At 57.9% G+C, this 24,186-nt stretch carries 15 protein-coding genes and 2 pseudogenes; 10 read left to right on the forward strand and 7 right to left on the reverse strand.

Annotated elements, in window-relative coordinates; genetic code table 11:
* Position 1: 1 nt before the first annotated feature.
* Entirely contained in the window at positions 2–322 is a 321-nt protein-coding gene (locus tag H6B30_RS01475; RefSeq protein ID WP_205107209.1) for an efflux RND transporter periplasmic adaptor subunit, read from the reverse strand.
* Positions 319–546, reverse strand: coding sequence for a hypothetical protein (locus H6B30_RS01480; protein WP_205107211.1), 228 nt, complete (start codon positions 544–546; stop codon positions 319–321). The genes H6B30_RS01475 and H6B30_RS01480 overlap by 4 nt, the downstream gene beginning before the upstream one ends.
* A 237-nt stretch (positions 547–783) precedes the next feature.
* Between H6B30_RS01480 and H6B30_RS01485 the strand changes: the two genes are divergently transcribed.
* Positions 784–1,098: a hypothetical protein gene (locus tag H6B30_RS01485; protein ID WP_205107213.1), complete on the forward strand. Its 315-nt coding sequence runs from the start codon at positions 784–786 to the stop codon at positions 1,096–1,098.
* A 446-nt stretch (positions 1,099–1,544) separates the two neighbouring features.
* Here the strand turns inward: H6B30_RS01485 and H6B30_RS01490 are convergent.
* The 3 genes and pseudogenes from H6B30_RS01490 to H6B30_RS01500 all read right to left on the reverse strand — a co-directional run bounded on the left by H6B30_RS01490 (position 1,545) and on the right by H6B30_RS01500 (position 3,358).
* Positions 1,545–2,300: pseudogene (locus tag H6B30_RS01490) on the reverse strand (LytR/AlgR family response regulator transcription factor).
* Entirely contained in the window at positions 2,297–3,133 is an 837-nt protein-coding gene (locus H6B30_RS01495; RefSeq protein ID WP_205107215.1) for a sensor histidine kinase, read from the reverse strand. Before H6B30_RS01495 ends, H6B30_RS01490 begins: the two are co-directional and overlap by 4 nt.
* A gap of 9 nt (positions 3,134–3,142) precedes the next feature.
* Positions 3,143–3,358, reverse strand: coding sequence for a hypothetical protein (locus H6B30_RS01500; protein ID WP_205107217.1), 216 nt, complete (start codon positions 3,356–3,358; stop codon positions 3,143–3,145).
* Between the two features lie 284 nt (positions 3,359–3,642).
* Between H6B30_RS01500 and H6B30_RS01505 the strand changes: the two genes are divergently transcribed.
* Together H6B30_RS01505 and H6B30_RS01510 are read left to right on the forward strand one after the other, a co-directional pair.
* On the forward strand, positions 3,643–4,230 hold the full coding sequence (locus H6B30_RS01505; RefSeq protein WP_205107219.1) for a cytidylate kinase-like family protein: 588 nt from the start codon (positions 3,643–3,645) through the stop codon (positions 4,228–4,230).
* Positions 4,227–5,612 carry an MATE family efflux transporter gene (locus tag H6B30_RS01510; protein WP_205107220.1) on the forward strand — a complete coding sequence of 462 codons (1,386 nt, stop codon included), beginning with the start codon at positions 4,227–4,229 and terminating at the stop codon, positions 5,610–5,612. The genes H6B30_RS01505 and H6B30_RS01510 overlap by 4 nt, the downstream gene beginning before the upstream one ends.
* Positions 5,613–5,712: 100 nt before the next feature.
* Here H6B30_RS01510 and H6B30_RS01515 read toward each other — a convergent pair whose 3' ends face one another.
* A complete protein-coding gene (locus tag H6B30_RS01515) occupies positions 5,713–6,063 on the reverse strand; it encodes a MerR family transcriptional regulator (protein ID WP_205107222.1) in 351 nt (116 codons plus the stop codon).
* A gap of 107 nt (positions 6,064–6,170) precedes the next feature.
* Between H6B30_RS01515 and alaS the strand changes: the two genes are divergently transcribed.
* A complete protein-coding gene (gene alaS / locus H6B30_RS01520; RefSeq protein WP_205107224.1) occupies positions 6,171–8,792 on the forward strand; it encodes an alanine--tRNA ligase in 2,622 nt (873 codons plus the stop codon).
* A gap of 92 nt (positions 8,793–8,884) precedes the next feature.
* On the opposite strand, the gene H6B30_RS01525 is transcribed toward alaS, so the two are convergent.
* Entirely contained in the window at positions 8,885–11,788 is a 2,904-nt protein-coding gene (locus H6B30_RS01525) for a M16 family metallopeptidase (RefSeq protein WP_205107226.1), read from the reverse strand.
* Between the two features lie 1,279 nt (positions 11,789–13,067).
* Here H6B30_RS01525 and H6B30_RS01530 point away from each other — a divergent pair.
* The 6 genes and pseudogenes from H6B30_RS01530 to H6B30_RS01555 all read left to right on the forward strand — a co-directional run bounded on the left by H6B30_RS01530 (position 13,068) and on the right by H6B30_RS01555 (position 24,162).
* Positions 13,068–14,687 (forward strand): rhamnogalacturonan acetylesterase, encoded by a 1,620-nt coding sequence (locus H6B30_RS01530; RefSeq protein WP_205107228.1) that lies wholly within the window; start codon positions 13,068–13,070, stop codon positions 14,685–14,687.
* 250 nt (positions 14,688–14,937) lie between these two features.
* Complete coding sequence (dnaG, locus tag H6B30_RS01535; protein WP_205107230.1) at positions 14,938–16,890, forward strand: DNA primase; 1,953 nt, start codon at positions 14,938–14,940, stop codon at positions 16,888–16,890.
* Between the two features lie 65 nt (positions 16,891–16,955).
* Positions 16,956–17,297, forward strand: coding sequence for a 6-carboxytetrahydropterin synthase QueD (gene queD, locus H6B30_RS01540; RefSeq protein ID WP_205107232.1), 342 nt, complete (start codon positions 16,956–16,958; stop codon positions 17,295–17,297).
* Positions 17,284–17,874, forward strand: coding sequence for a 7-carboxy-7-deazaguanine synthase QueE (locus tag H6B30_RS01545; protein ID WP_205107234.1), 591 nt, complete (start codon positions 17,284–17,286; stop codon positions 17,872–17,874). The genes queD and H6B30_RS01545 overlap by 14 nt, the downstream gene beginning before the upstream one ends.
* A gap of 795 nt (positions 17,875–18,669) precedes the next feature.
* Positions 18,670–21,822 (forward strand): annotated as a pseudogene (locus H6B30_RS01550) (SusC/RagA family TonB-linked outer membrane protein).
* Positions 21,823–22,137: 315 nt separating this feature from the next.
* Positions 22,138–24,162: a RagB/SusD family nutrient uptake outer membrane protein gene (locus H6B30_RS01555; RefSeq protein WP_205107236.1), complete on the forward strand. Its 2,025-nt coding sequence runs from the start codon at positions 22,138–22,140 to the stop codon at positions 24,160–24,162.
* The last annotated feature ends 24 nt before the right edge of the window (positions 24,163–24,186 follow it).

The following is a 24,186-nucleotide window of genomic DNA, read 5'->3' on the forward strand; positions in this document are numbered from 1 at the left end:
CTTACTCCTCGGGGTATTTTCTTGTTGTAATGGGCATTCCGTCTTGAAGCATGCCGGCGCCTTCGGTGACGATGGTCTCGCCCTGTTTCAGGCCGCTGCGCACGATATACTTCTTCCGGTCGTTGAGCGGCGTCACCTCGATGCGTGTCGACTTGGCCCTGCCGTCCACCACACGGTAGACAAACACCTTGTCTTGCAGCTCAAAGGTGGCGCCCTGCGGTATGGTCAGCGCCCCGTCGGTGCGCTGCGTCACAACCACGTTGCCTGCGCCGCCGCTGTGCAGCAGCCCCGTGGGATTGGGGAATACGGCCCTCAGGCTCACCGACCCGGTCTGGCCGTCAGCTTGCCTTCAACCTGCGGATAAATCTGAACATCCTGCCGCCCGCGGATTGTTGCGGGGTAATCGGCTGTGGTCTCCACGCTCTCACACGCCACCTTGGCCACGGGATAGGCCTGCTGCGCCGTGGTGGGCGCACCCTCACGGCACGACACGATCAGCAAGGCCGCACCGCACAGAAAGACGAGTCTTAATCTTTTCTTATTCATATCAACGAACATTTGTTTGCCGATGCAAAGTTCGGCATATTCCACCTGACAAGGAACAGGCGCCCAACCGAACCGTAAAAAACGACATCCGAAGCGTTGCCAAAAAGGAAATGGGAACACAAACCGACCTCCACCTGCCGGCGAGGTTTCCGACTTAAGGAAACAAGATACGCCACCCCAAAGGAAGCACTTACCGACTTTGCCGCAATGAAACCAACATCAAACAATGTATAATCTATGAATTTACGGTTTGGAATACATCCTGCAAAAAGAAGGACATTACGTCTTTGCCGCACAAAACATAACGGCACACAAGTAAAAACCAATGTATTTACGATTCAAAATACATCCATCAAAAACATAACATTACGACTTTGCCGCAAAGAAACCAACGACACAATGCGAAAAGCCCATCGGCCACACGGCCCAGAAGCCCCCTACCCACGGTGGAGGGCGGGGGAAGTGGAGGCCACATACGCCCACAAATTCACCCTAAAAATTAACATTTCATTTTTCGGTGAAATAGAAATTGCAACGCACGGAAAGGCATAAGCCACAGGTAAACTTGCCATGCAAAACCGCAACGAATACTGTTTCGGGCAGCAAAACAGGCCGTTCGGCCGTGCAATATGTGCCGTTTCTGATGGCAAAACGACATGTTTTGCAAGCCATTTTTGCAGAAAAAATGCTGTTTTCGGGCATTTTCTGCCCAATATCACGGCGCAGACTATTGCACAATGCCATCCGCACCATTCTTATGGCGCTATCCTACAGCCGGTTACGATTGCACATCCATTTTGGCGATATTTGGCTCCCGGCGGCCAACATAGCGCAAAGACACGGATATGGAAGGGCTTTACCTGCCGGCATTTAACTCTTTTTGCAATCATTAACACACCATCCCAACCCCCCAAACCATTTCAATGCCTCCCCCTCCACCTCATTGCCATTCAACGCCTTTACCATTTTATATCTCCACCTTCCAACCTTCCAAACGCCTACCTGTCCATCCAGGCCTTGAAAGCCGGCGCCTTCTCGCGGCTCACCACCACCCTGTCGTCGGGCCACCCCACAAGGTGAAGCACGAGCTTTGAATTGAAGTAGTTGCCAATGTATGCCACGCTGTCGGCACGTATGATATACTGCCTGTTGGCACGGAAGAACCGTTCGGGGTCGAGCTAGGCCTCGAGCGCGTCCATCGACAGCGCAACCGGGTGCTGCGTGCCATCGTTCAGGCGCAGTCGCGACACCTTGTTCTCGGAGAACACATGGTTGACGTCGCGCACCAACACCTGTCTGTAGCCGTCGCGCCACGGCAGCAGAAACCTCTCGCTGTACCGGTAGCCCCCCTGCCCCAGCTGCCTGAACAGCTGCCCGGGGTCGCCCTCTACCGGGCGCGCCACCATCTGCCGCGCCCGCCGTATGGCAGCCTCCAGCTCGTCGGCATCGACGGGCTTGAGCAGATAGTCGATGGCGTTATACTTGAAAGCCTTGATGGCATACTCATCGTAGGCGGTGGTGAAGATGACCGGCACCGAAGGCGGCTCACGGTTGAACGCCTCGAAGCTCAGCCCGTCGGACAGCCTTATGTCGGCCAGTATGATGTCGGCCACTTCGCCGTGCCTCATGTATTCCACGGCCTCCTGTATGCTCGCTGCAGGGCCTATGGTCCTGAACGTGCGGTCCATGGCCTCAATCATCCGGCGCAAGTGGTTGTAGTTGCGCCTCTCGTCTTCCAAAATAAGTATGTTCATATCTCCCTGTCGTTATCCAGGCCGCTGATGATGGGCAGCCTGACTGTATATACAAACTCAGTGCTCTCTACCGACGGCCTGCGGCCACCTATCAGCGCATATCGCTCGGCTATGTTGCGCTGCCCTATGCCCGTCGACACCGGGGCCGAAGCCAGCGGCTGCAAGGCATTGCGCACCACCAGGCACCCGTCGGCCACAGAAACGGCAATCATGAGCGGGCTTTCCCTTGAAAAGCGGTTGTGCTTCAAGGCGTTCTCCACCACAATCTGCAGGCTTGCCGGCGGTATGCTGCCGTCGGCGTCGCGCACCTCCGGCCCTATGCTCACCACTATGCTGTCGCCATAGCGCATGTACATAAGGTAGAGATACGAGTCGAGAAAAGCCAGCTCGTCGGCCAGGGGCACCGTGTCGCGGTCGTAGTTCTGTATTATGTAGCGGTAAACCTTCGAGAGCTTTCCAAGGAATTTCACCGCCAGTCGGCTGTCTTCCATTATCAGCTCCGTCAGTATGCTGAAGTTGTTGAACATGAAATGCTGGTCTACCTGCTGCTTGAGCGCATTGAGCTTGGTCTGCATGGCCTCTGTCTCAAGCCTGCGCTTGGCCGCCTCAGCCTCCATGTATGAATACAGGTAATGGGCGTTGACATACACGTTTGATATGAACGTGGCCAGTATGCTGTAGACGTAGAGGTGCTGCACCTGCAGGAAAGGCAGCCCGTCGAGGTTGAACATGTAGCCCGTGAGCAGCGACAGGAGGTAGGCCGTCAGCGTGTTCATGATGAACAACGCCAGCGAATATACCAGCAGGCTGCGGTACGGGTGGGCAAACGACATGAATCGGCGCTATATTCCCTTGCTGTAGAATATGGAAAGCTGCACGAAAAGGAATATGCATACGAACGTGGTGGCCGCGTCGACCACGTAGCCCCACAGCGGATAACCGCCGAAATAAAACTCGCGCGCCTGCTCGTCGGTCACAATGTAGAGCAGCATATAGAGCGCGTAAGTGATGAGCGAGAGCACAAGGCGGCTCTTCTTAGTGTCCAACCAAAATCCCATATACGTTGCTTTATGCCGCAATGCCGCCAACACGGGGCGCACGCGGTTTTACGACTGCAAAGTAAGCAAATAATTGTGAGACGCCAATGGCCCGGCAGCCCCAAACGTAAAAAAATGCTTCCGAAGCGTCTCACCTCACCAACATTGGGCTCAATGGCGCAAAACCCACGCTTCGGCAGCGTTTTTATACACTTCGGCAGGAAGGGCGCTCGGCCTCCGGCAGCAAACCACTAACTTTGCACCGCAAAAAGACCATGGCCACAAGGCCGTAAAAAAAGATGACGATGAACAAGACAATAACCATTAGCCGCGAATACGGTTCGGGCGGACTGGCGACAGGCATGATGCTCGCCAAGAGGCTGGGCATACCGCTTTATGACAGGAAGATGGTGGAGATGGCCGCAGCCGAGGCCGGCCTGTCGGCCAATGTCGTAGACGATAAGGAAGAAAAGTGCCCCGGCGCGTTCGACTACCGGGCCTACCTGCTCAACTGCGGCAGGCCTGTTGCCGACAGGGTCTTCTTCGCCCAAAGCGACGTCATACGCAAGCTGGCAGGCCAGGGGCCGTGTGTCATCGTCGGACGATGCGCCGACTACGTGTTGCGCGACCATCACGAGTGCCTCAACATCTTCATCCACTCGCCGCTGGAACTGCGGGTGAACCGTGTGGCGGGGCGCATGGGGTGCAACCTGGAAAAGGCCCACGAGGCCACAACCACCGCCGACAAAAACCGAGCGGCCTACCACTGGCACTATGCCAGGACTGCGTGGGGGCGGGCGGCCAACTACCACCTAAGCATAGACAGCTCGATAGGGCTTGATGAAACGGTAAGCATGATAATGCAACTGATAAGCCTCACAGACAAGAAATGAAAGAACTCGACCTTACACAAGGCAGCGTGCCTAAGGTTCTGCTGCAGTTTGCACTGCCTTTCCTGCTAGCCAACTTGCTGCAGGCCCTGTACGGCGGGGCCGACCTCTTTGTTGTCGGGCAATATGACGACGCGGCAAGCGTGGCCGGGGTGGCCATAGGCAGCCAGGTGACGCAGACCATAACTGGCATCATACTGGGCCTTACCACAGGCACTACCATACTCATTGCCATTGCCACGGGAGGGCGCAACGACCGCGAGGCAGCCTCGACCATCGGCACTTCGGCCTGCTTCTTCACTCTGGCAGGCGTCATCCTCGCCGCCATCATGGTAGCGCTGCACGGCCATATAGCCGAACTGATGCACACCCCGGCCGAAGCCATGGCCGACACACGCCACTACATACTGATATGCTCGGCGGGAATACCGTTCATAATGGGCTACAACGTGGTGTGCGGAGTGCTGCGCGGATTGGGCGACTCGCGCTCGCCGCTCTATTTCGTGGGCATAGCCTGTGTCATCAACATCGCTTTCGACTTCCTGCTCGTGGGGGCCTTCGGCATGAGAGCCGCCGGGGCAGCCATAGCCACGGTGTTCTCGCAGGGCGTGATCTTCGTCGCCGCCCTGGCTTTCCTGCGCAAGCGCGGCTTCCACTTCGACTTCTCGCGCAACGACATACGGTTCAACCGCCGGCTGTCGGGGCGCATACTGAAACTCGGAGCGCCCATAGCGCTGCAGGATGCGCTCGTAAACGTGTCGTTCCTGCTCATCACTGTCATCGTAAACCAGATGGGAGTGGTGGCATCGGCAGCGCTCGGCGTATTGGAAAAGATAGTGGTCTTCGCCATGCTACCGCCCACGGCAATGGCATCGGCGGTAGCTACGATGACGGCACAGAACTATGGTGCCGGACTGACAGGGCGCATGACGGGCTGCCTCAAGGCTGGCATAGCCATGTCACTGGTGTTCGGCGTGTCGGTGTGCGCCTACTCCCAGGTGCTGCCGGAGACGCTCACGACCATCTTCACCACCGACATTGCCGTGGTAAACATGGGAGCCGACTACCTGCGGGGGTATAGCCTAGACTGCATATTGGTTTGCTTCGTGTTCTGCATCAACTCGCATTTCAGCGGGCAGGGCAACTCTTGGTTCCCCATGCTGCACAGCATGGCGGCCACTTTCATGGTGCGAATACCGCTGTCATACCTGTTCAGCCACATCAACCCGTCGTCCCTACTGCTCATGGGATATGCACCGCCCATCTCAACACTGTTTTCTCTGCTGATATGCGCTTTATACCTGAGACACAACAACCGCAAAATGAAGGCCAGGCAAGACTGGGCCACAAACACAACAGACGCAACAACAACCTTCATAACCTGACAATCTGTTAACGCGAAGCTCCTGCAACAAAGCCAAGACAGGATGAAACGCGAGGCGGCGCAGGGGGTAAATGCCCTTCTGCGCCGCCGTTTTACTGTTATCACTCCAGCATGTCAAGCTGCTTTTTCATGGCCATAAGCTCATCCTTTATGCCCATGAGGCATTCCAGCAACCCTGCCGTGCGGTCGGCCCCCGTGCGATTGCTGCTGATGATCTTCTTCGCAGCGGCAAGCTTGAAGCCGCGCACTTTGACAAGGTTGTGTATGAGCCGTATCTGCTCGATGTCTTTCTCAGAGTACTGGCGCACCTTGCCGGGCCCCTTGGTCTTGGGCTTCAGGTATGGAAACTCCTGCTCCCAATATCGCAGGGTGCTCTCGTTCAGCCCAAACATCCGGGCCACCTCGCTGATGGAGTAATAGAGCTTGAGGTTCTTGTCGAGGTTGAGTGCCATAAAATCACATGTTTTTGTCAATCAGGGAATAAAACATTTGCAAATGTACGGAAAAGAAAGTATCTTTGCAACACTTTTAAGGGAAATTATAATATCAATTGAAATATATGATGACTGCAAACGAAATCCGCGACTCATTCAAGAATTTCTTTGAGTCGAAAGGGCACGCCATCGTGCCGTCGGCCCCGATGGTGATAAAGGACGACCCGACACTGATGTTCACCAACGCCGGTATGAACCAGTGGAAAGACATCATTCTCGGCACACGCGACCCGGAACCGCGGCGCCGGGCCGACTCTCAGAAGTGCCTGCGCGTGAGCGGCAAGCACAACGACCTGGAAGAGGTGGGCCACGACACCTACCATCACACAATGTTCGAGATGCTCGGCAACTGGAGCTTCGGCGACTACTTCAAGGAGGGAGCCATAGACATGGCATGGGAATATCTGGTGGATGTGCTCCACCTCGACCCCAAAGACCTTTACGTTACGGTGTTCGAAGGCTCGGAAGACGAGGGGCTCGGCCGCGACGACGAAGCGGCTTCATACTGGGCGAAGCACGTGCCGACAGACCACATCATCAACGGCAACAAGCACGACAACTTCTGGGAGATGGGCGACACAGGCCCCTGCGGCCCCTGCTCCGAGATACACCTCGACTCACGCACGCCCGAAGAGAAGGCCAAGGTGCCCGGCCGCGAACTGGTGAACAAGGACGACCCGCAGGTCATCGAGATATGGAACCTTGTCTTCATGCAGTATAACCGCCGCGCAGACGGCTCGCTTGAGAAGCTGGCAATGAACGTCATAGACACCGGTATGGGCTTTGAGCGGCTTGTGCGCGCCCTCCAAGGCAAGCACTCCAACTACGACACGGACATCTTCCAGCCCATAATCCGCGAGATTGCGCGGCTCTCCGGCAAGGAATACGGGCGCGACGAGCAGACCGACGTGGCCATGCGGGTTGTCGCCGACCACCTTCGCGCCGTGGCATTCTCCATCGCCGACGGGCAGTTGCCGGGCAATGCCAAGGCCGGCTACGTGATTCGCCGCATCCTCCGCCGCGCCGTGCGCTACGCATATACGTTCCTCGGGCAGAAAGAAGCATTCATGTACAAGCTCCTGCCAGTATTCATCTTCGAGATGGGGAAGGCCTATCCCGAACTCGAAGCACAGCGTGAGCTCATCGGCAGGGTAATGAAAGAAGAGGAAGACTCGTTCCTTCGCACACTCGACAAGGGCATCAACCTGCTCAACGGAGCCATGGACGAGCTCAAAGCCCACGGCCTCAAGCAGCTCGACGGGGCCCAGGCGTTCCGCCTTTTCGACACTTACGGCTTCCCCCTCGACCTTACCGAGCTGATATGCCGCGAGAACGGCTACACCGTAGACGAGCGCCAGTTTGACGAAGAGATGCAAAAGCAAAAGGCACGCGCCCGCAACGCCGCCCAGGTGGAAAGCTCCGACTGGACTGAACTGCGCCAAGGTGAGCAGCAGTTTGTGGGCTACGACTACTCTGAACACGAGTGCCACATACTCCGCTACCGCCGTGTGACCCAGAAAAAGAGCACATACTATGAGCTCGTGCTTGACTTCACGCCCTTCTACGGGGAAATGGGAGGACAGGTAGGCGACACCGGTGTGCTTGTCAGCGAGTATGAGACGGTGGACATAACAGACACCAAGCGCGAGAACAACCAGAGCATACACATAGTGAAAGAGCTGCCCAAGCACCCCGAAGCCGACTTCATGGCATGCGTAGACACCGACAAGCGGGCTGCCAGCGCTGCCAACCACACAGCCACCCACCTGCTTGACTACGCGCTGAAACAGGTGCTCGGCGAGCACGTCGAGCAGAAAGGCTCGTATGTAAGCGCCGACACACTGCGCTTCGACTTCTCGCATTTCCAGAAGGTTACGGACGAAGAGCTCCGCCAAACGGAGCGTATCGTCAACGAGATGATACGCCAGGACCTGCCGCTCGACGAGCACCGCGACATGCCTTTGGCCGAAGCTAAGGAGATGGGGGCCGTGGCCCTGTTCGGAGAGAAGTACGGCGACAAGGTGCGCGTGGTGCGTTTCGGCCCCAGCTGCGAGTTCTGCGGCGGCATCCACGCCCATTCTACAGGCCGCATAGGCATGTTCAAGATAATCAGCGAGAGCTCTGTGGCAGCCGGTGTGCGCCGCATCGAGGCCAAGACCGGCCGTGAGTGCGAAGAGTTGCTCTACGGCATAGAGGACACCCTGAAGGCCATCCGCTCGCTGTTCAACAACGCCAAAGACCTGAAAGGCGTGATTGGCAAGTACATCGAGGAGCACGACACGATGAGGAAAGAGATAGAAAGCTTCGAGGCCCAGGCCGTGGAGCGTGCCAAGGACAGCCTTGTGGAGAAGGCGCGCACCATAAACGGCGTCAAGGTTATCACGGCCGTGATGCCCATCGACCCTGCCCGGGCCAAGGATCTCGTGTTCAAGATACGCCAGGCTGTGCCCGAAAACCTGCTTTGCGCCATCGGCACAGACGGCGGCGGCAAGCCAATGATAAGCGTGATGCTCAGCGACGACATGGTGAAAGACCACGGGCTGAATGCCGGCCAGATGGTTCGCGAGGCCGCAAAGCTGATTCAAGGCGGTGGCGGAGGCCAGCCTCACTATGCCACGGCGGGCGGCAAGAACCCCGACGGGCTTAGCGCCGCCATCGACAAGGTGGTGGAACTGGCCAACCTGTAGGCCATTGCAGCCTGCTGCCAACTACAAATAGCGGGAGTCCCGACATGCGCATTGCATGTCGGGGCTCCCCTTTTCTTTGCCGTGCCCACAGCCTATTTCTTTCGTGAAAACATGCTGCTAATGTCGCCTTTGCGCAGTTCCACCACCTCGCCGTATTTCTCGAGAGCCTTCATCTCGGCCTTGCCGATGTTGCCTACAACAAGGTAAACACGCACGGCCGGCCTTACCACATCGGAATAAAAGCCTTCGACATCGGATGCCACGGCTTTCTCAATCAACGGCACGCGCTGCCTTTCGGGATCGGAATCATATCCATACAGCCGTCGCCAAGCGATGTATTCACCGACGTCGCGCATCGACGGATATTCATTGTTTATAGAGTTGAGCAAGTTTCGGCGCGCCGTCTCGAAGCCGCTGAGGCGCAGCGGCATGTTGTCAAACAGGCTGTCGACGGTGGCCACGGCCGTGAGCACCTTGTCGGCCTGCGTGCCCGTGATGGTATGGTAAGCCGTCGGGGCGTCGCCAAATTTGGCCATCAACGGCAATGTAAGCCACCCGTAAGAGGAATATGCCAGCGAACGGAACTCGCGCATTTCCTGGAACAACACCGACGACATGCTTCCGCCGAAATATTCGGCCCACAATTGCTCTGTCACACGACGGGGCACGGTGGGCGACGGGGGCAGCACTGTGTAGGTGCCCACATTGGCCTGCCGGGCGCCAGGGGCATTGTAGACAAACACCATCGGCCTGTCGTATGCCTTCAGGGGCCTGTTGATGAAACGGCAGGGCACGTTGATTGCGTCGACGTCGATGCTGTTGCGCACGGCAAGGGCAACGCTGTCGGCAGCCATCGAACCACAATAGAGTACCATGCACTCAGTGTGCAACAAGTCTTTAAACCACTTCACCATCCCGTCGGCCCCGATACGCTTCAACTGGCCGGCCGTCACGGCGTTCAGGTAAGACGACTTGTCGCCATAGGCAATCTTTTCCACTACGGCACGCACTATGTCCGAATAGTCTTCGGCAAAGGTGCCTGCGCTGAGCTTTGCGCCAGTGACCAGCTCGGCCATCTTGTCTTTGTCGGCCTTGACGCGCCTGACGAAATGGGCGAAAAGCCTCATGGTGGGCTCGAAATTGCGGTCGAGGCCCATCAGCGAAATGGTGAACGAGTTGTGGTCGCTGCCAAACGAAAGGCGGCTGCCGAGCCGTGCCAACGCCGCCGACAGCCCGAGGCGCGACAGCGAGTCGGTGCCGAGGTCGCCCATGTAGTCGGCCACGCTGCTTGCCAAGGGGTCGTCGAGCGTGCCTTTGGCAAACACGAAGTCGATGCTGAACACATCGTTGACGTCGTTCCTTACCGCATAGAGTGTTGCCAGGGGCGCAAGGCTCATGCGGCGGGCATAGCTGTCGAAGTTGACAAACCTCGGGCTTACCTTCCCCGGATGCCCGCCAACGAGCCACTGGGCGTAATCCGAGCGTGCATCTACATTGCGCGGGATCACGGGCTTGTAGCCGGGCTGCGACAGCCTGTCCTTCTGATAGGTGCCAAACTTCTTGACCAGTCGCATGTAATTGCCGTCGAAGTATTTGTTGGCGGCCGCCATCACATCGGCCTTGGTGAGTTGCGCCACTCTCGACTGCCGCCCAACATAATCGTCCCACGACGCGGCGCCATACCCGAAAGCGTCGAGCATGAGCAAGGCGCGCCCGTCTATGGTCTCGGTGCTCAGCTTGAAATCGAGTTCTTCGGCCAGTTTCAGGGCATCGAGCATGGTGTCGGGAAACTCGCCGCGCTTCACCCTGCCTATCATTTCGTAGCAAAGCCGCTCGGCCTTCTTCTTCGAACCGAACGGAATCTTGGGCACGGCGCCTACCAAGGTGAAGCCCGCATCCTTGAAAGCCGCCGGAACCGCATAGCCGGCCATGATGGCCTTGGTGTCAGCAAGCGAGTCGAGCAGCCCCGAACCGCTGCCGTTGGACAGTATCTGCGAGGCCATGTCCAACGCCACGTAGTCGGAATCTTCCTCGGTCGGGGTGTGGTATGCCAATGCCGTGACCTTGACAAGGGGTATCGGGAGCTTTATCCCCACGGTGCGCGTACCGTCAAACGGCTTGAGCGCAAAGGGCGCTGATGGCGGGGCGCAGCCCGGCCTGATGCGCCCGAACGACCGCTCGAGCAGCGGCATCAGTGTGTCGGCGCAGATGTCGCCGCACATTATCAGGCCCATGTTGCCCGCGACGTAATACTTGCCGAAAAACTCCCGCATCTCGTTAAGGCTCGGGTTCTTCAGGCTCTCGGTGCTGCCAATGACAGGATGCACGTAAGGACCGCCTTCGAGCACAGCCCCCAACAGGTGCTCCATGGCCGGCGCCAGCAGGTTGTCGGCCACCATGTTCTTCTCCTCGTACACTGTCTCGAGCTCGCTCTGGAACATCCTGAACACGGGATTTATCATTCGCTCGCTGCACAGTTCGGCCCACTGGCCCACAAACTCGGGGGCGAACGTATTGTAAAAAATAGTGAAATCGTAAGACGTGGCGGCGTTGAGCCCCGACCCTCCGAAGTAAGATATCAGGTTGTTGAACTCGTTTGGTATCACGTATTCGGCCGCCTTGTGGCTCAGCCGGTTGATGTCGGCCTGCAAACCGCGCCGCACGCCGGCGTCGGTGGTTTTGGCCAGCAGGTCGTACTTGGCCGCTATGGAGTCGAGCCACTGTTTCTCGGCCTCATAATCCGTGGTGCCTATCTTGTCGGTACCCTTAAACATAAGGTGCTCGAAATAGTGGGCTATGCCCGTATTGGGGCATTGGTTGGCTCCGGTCTTGACCACCACGGCTCCCAGCACCTTTGGTTGCGAATGGTCTTCGCTCAGCCATACGGTCATGCCGTTGGCCAGTTTAAACTGCCTTACACTTGTGTCGCCTGTCCCAAAAGCCTGCAAACAACAGGCGGCCAGGGCTATTGCTACCGTAAACAATGATTTTTTCATAACCTCACGCTTTAGGTTCACCATACTGCCCACACCGTCAAAAGGCTGCCGTCCGGGGGCTGCCGTGCCCCACTGGCAGAGTGCCGTCGCCGCCACCAGTGGGATTGATGGCGGCCGTTGCCTCAGCACCACATGCCGGAACAATGCCACCGGTCTGTATGCAGGCATTTCGCAACATCGCAAATCTACTGATATTTCCCGACAAGACAAACTGTTTCGCAGGGTAATTGCCTGATATTATGCTATTTTAACACAGACGACACGCAGCACGCCACCCCCCGGCAAATGGCGCAGGCCAAGCCTCGGCGCATCCGCCCGCCATAGATGGTCGGACCGAAAAAGCAACGCACAACGGGGTTGCGCCCGCTGCCCAATGACCGACGGCATGGCGCCCGCATGCCTACCGCCCCACCCCAAACAGCAATACGGCACTTTTCGCTCTGCAACATGGGCCGTTTTGCAACCCCAAACGGCACGTTTTGCAAGCCCGAAAGGCCCATATCGCAACCCACTGCAAACCAGCGCGTTAGCCCAAACAGCCATGGCCGCATTCATTTTCTGGAAAAATGAACGCCAAACAGCGGAGGCACCGCTCCGGCAAAACGAGCCAGTTGCCCCGCAGGTTGGACGGCGAGCGTGGCGAAGGCGTAGCGGGCTACGACGAGGCACGGCGGCGGACAAGATGCCGGCAAGGGCACGGAAGCGGTTGGGAAGCATGATGGCGGCGATAAAACAAGCCCAAGGCGGTCAAAAGGGGGGTTTGGGTTAAACCCGAATCACACTTTTGAGACCAAAGCGATTCTGCGCCATTGCCCCGCAGCTTGGACGGCGAGCGTGGCGAAGGCGTAGCGGGCTACGCCGAGACACGGCGGCGGACAAGATGCAGGCAAGGGCACGGAAGCGGTTGGGAAGCATGATGGCGGCGATAAAACAAGCCCAAGGCGGTCAAAAGGGGGATTTGGGTTAAACCCGAATCACACTTTTGAGACCAAAGCGATTCTGCGCCATTGCCCCGCAGCTTGGACGGCGAGCGTGGCGAAGGCGTAGCGGGCTACGACGAGGCACGGCGGCGGACAAGATGCCGGCAAGGGCATGGAAGCGGTTGGGAAGCATGATGGCGGCGATAAAACAAGCCCAAGGCGGTCAAAAGGGGGATTTGGGTTAAAAAACAAAACCGTTTGTTTTGTGTTGTCTGCGATTTGATGTAACTTTGCAGAAGTCAAAAACAAACTGAGGCAAAGGAGCGGCCTGCCGCGCCATGCAACCAAAAACAAGACAAATGAAAAAACTGATTTCAGCTATCGCCGCACTGTGCGTGTCGGCGCCAATGGCTTTCGGACAAGTACCAAAGCCGGTTGAGGATGTGAACAAAGTAGTAGACAACACCCCCGACAGTATAGCCAAAGCCCTGATGTCACGCCCCGCGCCGGGCACCACACGCAAGAAAGGCAAGCCCGTGGCCTTCTTCATCGGCGACTCAACCATGCGCAACGGCACTCTCGGCAACGGCAACAACGGGCAGTGGGGATGGGGCTTTTTCATCAGCGACTACTTTGACCCGACGAAGATAAGCGTTGAGAACCAGGCCCTCGGAGGCATGAGCACACGCACATTCTACAAGCAGCTGTGGCCCGACATACGCAAGGCGTTGCGCCCGGGCGACTGGGTGATCATCTCGCTGGGCCACAACGACAACGGCCCATACGACAGCGGACGGGCCCGCGCCGTGCTGCCCGGCACCGGCAACGACTCGATCATTGTGACGATAAAGGAGACCGGCGCCAAGGATACCGTATATACCTACGGCGGCTACATGCGCAAGTACATCGAAGAGTGCCGCAAGGCAGGGGCCAACCCCGTGCTCATGTCGCTCACCCCGCGCGACGCCTACGGCAAGGACGGCAAGATTGTGCGCAAGCAACAGAGCCAATGGCTCGAGCAGATAAGCCGCGAGCAAAGCGTGCCCTACGTAGACCTCAACGAGATATCGGCCGCCAAGCTCGACAAGTACGGCCGCTGGAAGGAGAGCTACCATTTCTACAAAGACCACATACACACCAGTAAGTTCGGCGCCGAGATGAACGCCCGCTCCGCAGCCGAGGGCATTGCGGCAAGCACCGACCCCGCCCTGGCTCCGCTGCAGGCCATGATGCACAACGTCGAGCTGCCCACCGTTGCCGTGAAACGCGAGAAGGGCAAGCCGGTGGTGTTCATCACGGGCGACTCGACGGTCAAGAATACCGACAAAGACCCCGACGGCATGTGGGGATGGGGGTCGCAGGCATACACCGTGTTCGACTCGACGAAGGTCACATGCGCCAATTGCGCCAAGGCCGGACGCTCAACCCGCACCTACCTCAACGAGGGGCGGTGGGACCAAGTGTACAATTCGCTGCAGCCGGGCGACTTTGTCCTCATTCAGTTCGGCCACAATGACATAGGCCCCATCGACGACAAGAAGATGCGGGGCGTCATACCCGGCACCGCCGACTCAAGCCATGTGTACCGCATGAAAGACTCGGGCATGTATGAAGTGGTATATACCTTCGGGTGGTACCTGAAGAAATTCATCCAAGACGTGCGCGAAAAGGGAGCCACACCCATACTCCTCTCGCTCACACCGCGCAACGAATGGCCCGGCGGAAAGATTGAGCGCCGCAACGACACCTACGGCAAATGGTACCGCGAAGTGGCCAAGGAGACCGGCGTAGAGTTTGTAGACGTACACAACATCACCGCCGACTACCTCGACAAGAAATGCGGCAGCAAGGAGAAGGCCATGGAGTACTACAACCACGACCACACCCACACGTCGCTGCTCGGCGCACAGACCAACGCCAAGAGCGTGGCAAAGGGGCTGCGCGACATAAAGAGCCCGCTGGCGGATTACTTGAAATAACCCGCCAAACGGGGTTTGGGACATTGCATTGCCACCATCGCCGCAGTGACCCTACGGGCCACTGAGCCATTGGCACCGCCACGGCCTAAGCCGCAAAAGGCACAGCCGGGCACGGAGGCACAAGAAGGCCGCGACGCGACGGTGGCAATGCCCCCCCGAAACCCACCCGCAATGACAAGACAACCATAAATCACAACCGGCCCACGGCACCCGAGCCACAAGGCCAAGACATCGAAACCTCATCACTTCAATGATAGACAGAGCCACCGTAGAACGCATTCTCGACGCCACGGAAATAGTAGACGTGGTGTCTGAATTCGTGACGCTGCGCAAGCGAGGGGTAAATTACGTGGGGCTGTGCCCCTTCCACGACGACAAGACCCCGTCGTTCTACGTATCGCCAACCAAAGGGGTGTGCAAGTGCTTTGCCTGCGGCAAGGGAGGCAACGCCGTGCACTTCCTCATGGAGCACGAACAGATAACCTACCCCGAAGCCCTGCGCTGGCTCGCAAGGAAATACAACATAGAGATAAAAGAGCGGGAACTGAGCGACGAAGAGAAGCGCGAGGCCGGCGAACGCGAGAGCATGTTCATCGTCAACGAGTGGGCGCTGGAATACTTCCAGAGCGTGATGGCCAACGACCCCGACGGACGCGCCATAGGCAAACAGTACTTCAGAAGCCGCGGCTTCCGCGACGACATCATCAGCAAGTTCCAGCTTGGCTACGCGCTGCCGCGACGCGACGCCCTCTCAACGGCCGCCAAGGCCAAGGGATACAAGGAGGAGTTCCTCGTGAAGACAGGCCTGTGCTACCGCAAAGACAACGGCGAGCTGGTCGACCGGTACGCCGGGCGCGTGATATTCCCGTGGATTAACGTGAGCGGCAAGGTGGTGGCCTTCGGCGGACGGCTGCTCGACTCGCGCACCAAAGGCGTGCAGCAGAAGTATGTCAACTCCTCCGACTCGGAGATATACCACAAGGACCACGAGCTCTACGGCATCTACCAGGCCAAGAAATCGATAGTCAAAGAAGACCGGGTGTTCATGGTCGAGGGCTACACCGACGTCATCTCGATGCACCAGTGCGGCATAGAGAACGTGGTGGCCAACTCGGGCACGGCCCTCAGCCTGCACCAGATAAGGCTGCTCAGGCGCTTCACGCCAAACATAGTGCTGCTCTACGACGGCGACGAGGCAGGCATACACGCGGCCATGAGGGGCACCGACATGCTGCTGTCTGAGGGGATGAACATCAAGGTGCTGATACTGCCCGACGGCGACGACCCCGACAGCTTCTCGCGAAAGCACACCGCCGAGGAGTTCAGGGCGTACATCGACGACCACCAGACCGACTTCATTGAGTTCAAGACCAAGCTGATGCTCAACGGCGTGACAGACCCGGTGAAACGCTCGGAGGCCATAAGCAGCATTGTGAAGAGCGTTTCCGTGATTCCCGACCAGATAACCCGCGACACTTACCTGCACGAGTGCTCCGTGAGACTGCAGATGAGCGAGCGCACGCTGATAGCCACAATGAACCGCTTCATCAGCGGCGAACGCGAGGAAAAGGCCAAGGAGGCCGAACGAGAAGAGCGCAGGATGGCGCGCGACGCGGCTGAGGCAACAACAGGAAACGCCCCCATCGGACTGCATACCGACGACGAACAGACACGGCAGGTGGAAAGGATGATAATACAAGAGGTGCTCCGCCACGGCGACGAGATAATATTCGAAGGGCTCGAAACAGACGACGGGCAGACCGTCAACCTGTCTGTCGCGCAATACATCGACTACGATCTCGCGCAAGACGGGCTCAAATTCACCGACGAACTCTACAACCGCATACTCGCAGAAGCCGTGGAACACAGCACGGAAGAAGGGTTCAGGGCCGAGAACTACTTTCTCCACCACCCCGACATCGACATAAGCGCACTGGCCGGACAGCTCGCGCTGAGCCCCTACAGGCTGAGCCGGAGCCTCGAAATGAAGCATACGGCCGACAACCTGCGCCAGCGCGTGACCCACCTGGTGCTCGACCTAAGGATGAACATTGTAAAGAAACACCTCAAAGACATACAGGCACAGATGCGCACGGCGGGCTCCGACATGGACCGCATAAGGCAACTGATGGAGGAATACAAGGAGGCCCAGCAACTGCGCGACGTGCTGGCACGCCGCATAGGCAGCGACCTCGTGGTATGACCAGCCCGCCGCTAAGTGGCCGTAGTGCCTTGTCAACTATTCACAACCAACATTACAAAGCAATCATGTATTACATAGAAAAAAGACTGGAGATATCTGCGAGCCACCAACTCAGGCTCAACTACGAGAGCAAATGCTCGAGGCTGCACGGCCACAACTGGATTGTCACCATCTTCTGCCGGGCAAAAGAGCTCGACGAAAACGGCATGGTGTGCGACTTTACGCACATCAAGGCGAGGATACACGACTATCTTGACCATGGCAACCTCAACGAACTGCTGCCTTTCAACCCCACGGCAGAGAACATGGCGCGATGGTGCGTGGAGCAAGTGCCAAACTGTTACAAGGCCATTGTGCAAGAGAGTGAGGGCAACACTGCCACATACGTCAGGGATGAAGAGGATTAACGAGATATTCAACTCGCTGCAGGGCGAGGGCTACAACACCGGGCGAGCCGCGGTGTTTGTGCGATTCGCCGGATGCAACCTGCGCTGCCCGTTTTGCGACACCGACTTCGCCACAGGCCGCGAGATGAGCGACAGCGACATTGTGGAAGCCGTCTCGGCATACGACGCACGCTTCGTGGTGCTCACAGGAGGCGAGCCCACGCTGCAGGCCGATGCCGCCCTGACCGCCAGGTTGCACGAGGCGGGCTTCGAGATTGCCATGGAGAGCAACGGCACAAGGCCTGCACCGGACGGCATCGACTGGCTCACCATTTCGCCAAAGCAACCGTTTCTGGGCGAGGCGGCGCGCCCGGTGGTAAGGCGCTGCAACGAACTGAAGTGCCTGTTCGACGGGCGCACGCCCGTGACCGACTTCGGGATAGAGGCCGACTATTACTATCTGCAACCCTGCGACATGGGGGGCGGGCCCGCCGACGAGCGCAACCGCCGCATCACAGAGGCCTGCATCGACTACATACTGAGCCACCCGCGATGGCGGCTGTCGCTGCAGACGCACAAGCTTACAGGCATAAAGTGACGCCTGCATGGGCCGCAAGGCTTGGCGCCGACGGCCCGGCAGGCCACCAACACAGAGCCCGCAATGATCCGAAAATGGACTTGCGGGCTCTTTTGTATGTGCGCACAATGGCCAACCAAGGTTAAAATGAACCTGAAACAGGCCCAACCAGCCCCAACAACAAGGGTCACCTGCATTGCCCGGCTTACCCGGCAACAATGGAAAACCTGCCCCAAAACAATGAAAGACCAACCCGCCCGCAGCAACATGCCGACTGCACAGAGACACCAAACAACCTGTTTTAATTGACAAAACGAAAGAAAAAGCAAAATCAAGCCTACATTTCCTTAATTTAAGACGGATTTGATTAACACGCCGTAACATTCGAGCGTTCGTTTATACACAGCCATGCCGCCAGCAAAAGGCAAAGCCGGCACACCACGGCACAAACTTCGTAAAAAAGCCGACACACCGCAAACAGCATACACCATCCCGTATGTTAAATCCCGAAAGCCAACAAATGGCCCCGTGAAATGCGTTAACGAAAACACCGTTAAACATTAAAACTTTAATAGATAACCTTTTACGGTGTTTCAATCTTTAGTAATTTTGGGCAAAATTATAACTAATCAAAACACAGAAAAGCCATCCGCTGCAAGCCTCCGTGACGGCGGCAGCAACCGCAGCAGGCAGCCATGCCACCCGCGATGGCAATCTGAAACAACACAAAAACCACACGCCAAGCCCGTGTGCCGCAAAGCATGACGGGCCAAAGTGGCTAACATTATTAAATATAATTACAAAACCATTACTACTATGCATGAGGGATTTAAAACAAAGTTGGCACTGACAGCATCAATGCTGCTGTGCCTCTCTGCCCCGATTGGGCTGCCGCCAACACGCGCGGCAGCCCAAAACAGGCCACAAAACGCCACTGTCGGCGGCACTGTGACCGATGAAAGCGGCGAAGCCATCATCGGCGCGAGCATCGTTGTCGACGGCAGTGGCGCCACCATCGGCACCGTCACGGACATCAACGGGAAGTTCTCGCTGAACGTCAGGCCCGGCACCATACTGCGAATATCCTATGTCGGCTATGCCACCATGACCGTAGAGGCGCGCCCGGGGATGGTTGTCACGCTGAAGGAAAACGCCAACGAGCTTCAAGGGGTTGAAGTAGTGGCCTACGGAACGCAAAAGAAAGTGACTGTGACCGGCGCCATCTCCAGCATCAAGGGTGAGGACTTGGTGCGCACCCCGGTAAGTTCAATCAACAATGTGCTGGCCGGCCAGCTCACAGGAGTGACCACCGTGCAATACTCGGGCGAGCCGGGGAGCGACGCCGCGAGCGTGTTCGTGCGCGGCCAGGGCACATGGACCGACTCCGAGCCGCTGGCGCAGGTTGACGGCGTTGAGCGCTCGATGAGCGACATCGACTACAACGACATCGAGAGCATCACCGTGCTGAAAGACGCTTCGGCCACGGCCGTGTTCGGCGTGAGGGGAGCCAACGGCGTAATACTGATAACCACAAAGCGCGGCCAGAGCGGGAAGACGCGCGTGAGCGGCTCTACTTCTTACAGCATACTGACGCCGACAAAGATGGTTGAGCAGGCCTCGAGCTATGAGTACGCCATGTTCTACAACCAGATGCGCGCCAACGACGGCGGCGAGCCCATGTTCTCTGACGAAGTGATACAGAAGTTCAAAGACGGAAGCGACCCCATACGCTTCCCGAGCACCAACTGGGCCGACTACATCATGAAAGACGCCACACTGCAGACACAGCACAACGTGAACATAAGCGGAGGCGGAGAAAACGTGCGTTACTTCATCTCTGCGGGGGCGTTCACGCAAGGCGGACTGTTCAAGCAGTTCAACCAAGACTACAACAACAGCTACAGCTACAACAGGTTCAACTACCGTGCCAACCTCGACGTCGACGTGACAAAGACCACCACGGTGTCGATTAACATCGCGGGCAACGTCAGCAACGCCCACAAGCTGTAAACAGGGCAGGGCGCGTCGGGCATGATAAAGGCCATGTACCAGGCAACCCCGTTCTCGAGCCCGGGCATAGTTGACGGCAAGCTGGTGTACACGGCCACCGACTACGACGACGTGCAGCTGCCGTTCACGGGCGGGTCGGGCATGACCTACTACGGGTCGGGCTTCATGAACACCCAGGTGAACAAGCTCAACATGGACCTCATAGTCGACCAGAAGCTCGACTTCATAACCCGCGGCCTGTCGCTCAAGCTGAAAGGGTCGTACAACAGCGCATACGACGTGTACAAAAACGGGTCGGCAAGCGTGGCCACATACACCCCGGTGAAGCAAGACGACGGCACCATAGCCTACAAGAAGTCGGGCAGCGACGAGTCCGTGAGCTACCCGACCGACACCGACAAAGACCGCGACTGGTACGTCGAGGCGTCGCTCAACTACGCCCGCGACTTCGGCAAGCACTCCGTCACGGGCCTGCTGCTGTTCAACCAGAGCAAAGAATACTACTACTCAAGCACCGAATACCCCGACCTGGCGCGCGGGTATGTGGGCCTCGTGGGACGACTCACCTACGACTATGCCGACAAATACCTCGCCGAGTTCAACGTGGGCTACAACGGCTCCGAGAACTTCGCGCCCGAAAACCGCTTCGGAACATTCCCGGCAGGCTCGGTGGGATGGGTGATAAGCGAAGAAAAGTTCTTCAAGCCGCTCTCAAAGGCCGTGAGCTTCCTCAAGCTGAGGGCCTCGTGGGGCCTCGTGGGCAACGACAAGGTGGGCGGCTCGCGATTCATGTACCTCTCCGACCCGTACGCCGTGAACAGCGAAGGCACCTTCTCGCGCGACTACCGCGGCTATGCCTTCGGAATAGAAAACAGCACGGTGCACAAGGGCGCCTACGAGTCGTCGAAGAACAACGCCGAGGTTACGTGGGAGAAAGCCTTCAAGCAAGACTACGGCATAGACATCAACGTGCTCGACAACCGCCTGCGCACCTCGTTCGACTACTACCTCGAGCACCGCACCGACATATTGCTCACCGACGAGAGCGCCCCGTCGCTGATAGGCTTCACGGTGCCATACACCAACCAGGGCGTGGTCGACAGCTGGGGATGGGAGCTGTCCATGAAGTGGCAGAACGACATAAACAAGGACTTCCGCTACTGGGCCGGCATCAACCTGTCGTACAACCAGAACGAGATAAAGGAGAAGAAGGAATCCCCGATGAACAACGAGTACCAGTATGAAAAGGGCCACCGCATAGGCTCGAGGAGCCAATACCTGTTCTGGAAGTACTATTACGAAGGCTGCGAAGAAGACTATGAGGCCGAGTTCGGGCAGGAGTTCCCCACCCAGATAGTCTCCAACGACAAGCTGCAGCCCGGCGACGCCATCTATGTCGACCTCGACGGCAACGGGAAAATAGACGAAAACGACATGAGCCGCGACTACGGGTACACCGACGACCCCGAGTATGTGGCCGGACTGAACCTCGGTTTCAAGTGGAAAGACCTCAGCCTGTCCATGCAATGGACTGCCGCCTGGAACGTGAGCAGGCAGATATCCGACGTGTTCAGGCAGCCATTCCTCAACGCTTCGGGCAACACCGAGGGCGGACTGCTAAAATATCACGTGGAAAACACGTGGACTGTGGAGAACCCTTCGCAGGATGCAGAGTACCCGCGGGCCACATGGGAGAACGCAAACCAGAACTACGCCACCTCCACACTGTATGAAAAAGACTCAAAATACCTCAGGCTCAAGTCGCTCGTACTGGCCTACGACTTCCACTTCCCATTCATGAAGGCCATAGGCATGAGCCAGTTCCAGCTCTCGCTGAGCGGCTACAACCTGCTGACATTCACCCCTTACATCTGGGGCGACCCCGAGGCAAGGGCCAGCAACTCGCCGTCATACCCGCTGCAGCGCACCTACACGCTGTCGCTCAAGATGGCCTTCTGACAGCAGCCTGCGGGCCACGCCCACGCCGAAGCCACGGGCGGGCGGCACAGCCACGGCGGCAAAAAAAACTTACACCAGCCTGGCCGCACCGCGAAATGGGCCATACAGCACCACGAAACGGGCCGAACGGCATGGCGGAACAGCCCGTCCGGGCATACAGAACGGGCCATATTGCAACGCCATGCGCAACCCGGGCGCAACCCGCTGTGGCACAGCGGAATGGCAAGCCACGACGGGGCGGCCCGCAACAAGCAAAAAATCATTACGCACGAGGCTCACCAATGCCTCGGCAGAATCACTTAAACAACAACTGACATGACACTAAACACGAAACTGGTCAAAGCATTGGCCAAAGCCGTGGCAGCCATTGCCATGGTTTTAACGACGGCATCATGCACTGACAACATAGCCTTCGGCAACGACTTCCTCGACAAGGCTCCGAGCAACTCGACAACGAAGGACTCCGTGTTCAGCAAGGCAGAGTATGCCGGACAGTTCCTCACGGGGGTCTACTCGCTGCAATACTACGGCATACCCTACCGCAGCAGCTCGTCGGCGCCACTGTCGGCCAGCTACTGGCAGGGCAAGTTCGACGCGCTGACCGACATATACCACCTCCACTTCCCCAGCTCGTCGATATACCAGAGCTACTACACCGAGACGTTCACCGCCAGCTCCGACGGCAGCATCTACGGCTTCGACACCGAGAACGTCTGGGAACTGGTGCGCGCAGCCTACCTGTTCCTTGAGAACGTAGGCTCCGTGCCCGACATGAGCGACGACGACAAGGCCGTCTTCAGCGGCGAGGCCAAATGCCTCATAGCGTCGGCCTACTTCAACCTCTTCAAGTTCTACGGCGGGCTGCCAATAGTGAAAAGCTCATTCACCGGCCTCGACGAGAGCTACTGGATGCCCCGGGCCACGGTGGACAGCACCGTGACTTTCATGACCGGACTGCTCGACGAGGCTGCCGCCGTGCTGCCATGGGCCTACACCAGCACCGAGGCGCAGACCGAGACCGGCCGCTGGACCCGCGCCGGGGCCATGGCCCTGAAGTGCAAGATACTGCAGTTTGCCGCCTCGCCACTGTTCAACAGCGACCAGCCTTACTACGGCGGCACCACCGAGGCAGAGCAACAGCACCTCGTTTGGTACGGGGGCTACAACCAAGACCTGTGGACACAGTGCCGTGAGGCGTGCGACGAGTTCTTCGACGCCCTTGCCGCCAACGAATACTACAAGATGACAGAGCCGGCCGGGACGACCACAGCCGACTACCGCTACGCCTTCCGCTACGGCTACGTCAACCAGGCCAGTACCGAAGTGATACACTCCGTGAGGGTGAGCACGAGCACACACGACAGCAAATACTCCGCCTATACGCTCATGGGCGACAACGAACGCTATGCCTACACGCCCACACAGGAATACATGGAGATGTTTCCGTGGAGCGACGGCACGCCGTTCGACTGGGAAAAAGACAGCCTGGCAGGGCTCCTCGACCAGATGTTTGTCAAGGGAGACACCGTCGAGGGGCTGCAAGACCTGCAGAACCGTGTGCTCACCCGCGACCCGCGCCTCTATGAGACGGTGCGCATCAACGGCGTGCCGCAGGTCACCGAATGGTCGTCGGGCAAGTGCAGCGGCGACATATTCGAGTCGTGGGTGGGCGGAACGACAGCCCTCAACCAGCCCAAGACCGAGACCGGCGTGTTTGCCACGGGATATGCCAACAACAAATACTACGTAGGGTCGTGCTACGACCGCCAGGCGCCACAGTGGGACGTGCTGCGCATGTCCGACCTATACCTCACTTACGCCGAAGCTCTGCTGCAAGCCGACAACGACTTCACCCGTGCCATAGAATACGTAGACAAGGTCAGGGCGCGCGTGGGGCTGAAAGGGCTCGTGGAGTGCAACCCCGACAAGCCGCTGACCACCGACAAAGACAGCCTCATGGAGGAAATACTGAGAGAGAGGGCCTGCGAGCTGGGATTTGAAAACGAGCGCTACTTCGACCTCATACGCTACAAGCGGGCCGACATCTTCTCGAAGAGGCTGCACGGACTGCGCATATACCGCCTGGTGAAAAACGAAGAGACGGGCGAGTGGGAACGCTCGGAGACAAAGTGGACCGACGGCGACAAGAAGACCGACAGCGACGACCCGACGGCCAGCGGGTTCTATGAGCCAACGCACTTCGACTATGAGCGCTTTGAGCTCACGCAGCCCGTAAGGCTCGCATGGACCAACGGCTTCGACCCGAAGTGGTATCTCTTCCCCTTCCCACAGACTGAGATAAACAAAGGCTACGGCCTCGTGCAGAACCCGGGGTGGTAACACTGCCACACCATTGACAACAAA

It is taken from the genome of Marseilla massiliensis, from assembly GCF_016899955.1.
Classification (GTDB): Bacteria; Bacteroidota; Bacteroidia; order Bacteroidales; family Bacteroidaceae; genus Prevotella; species Prevotella intestinigallinarum.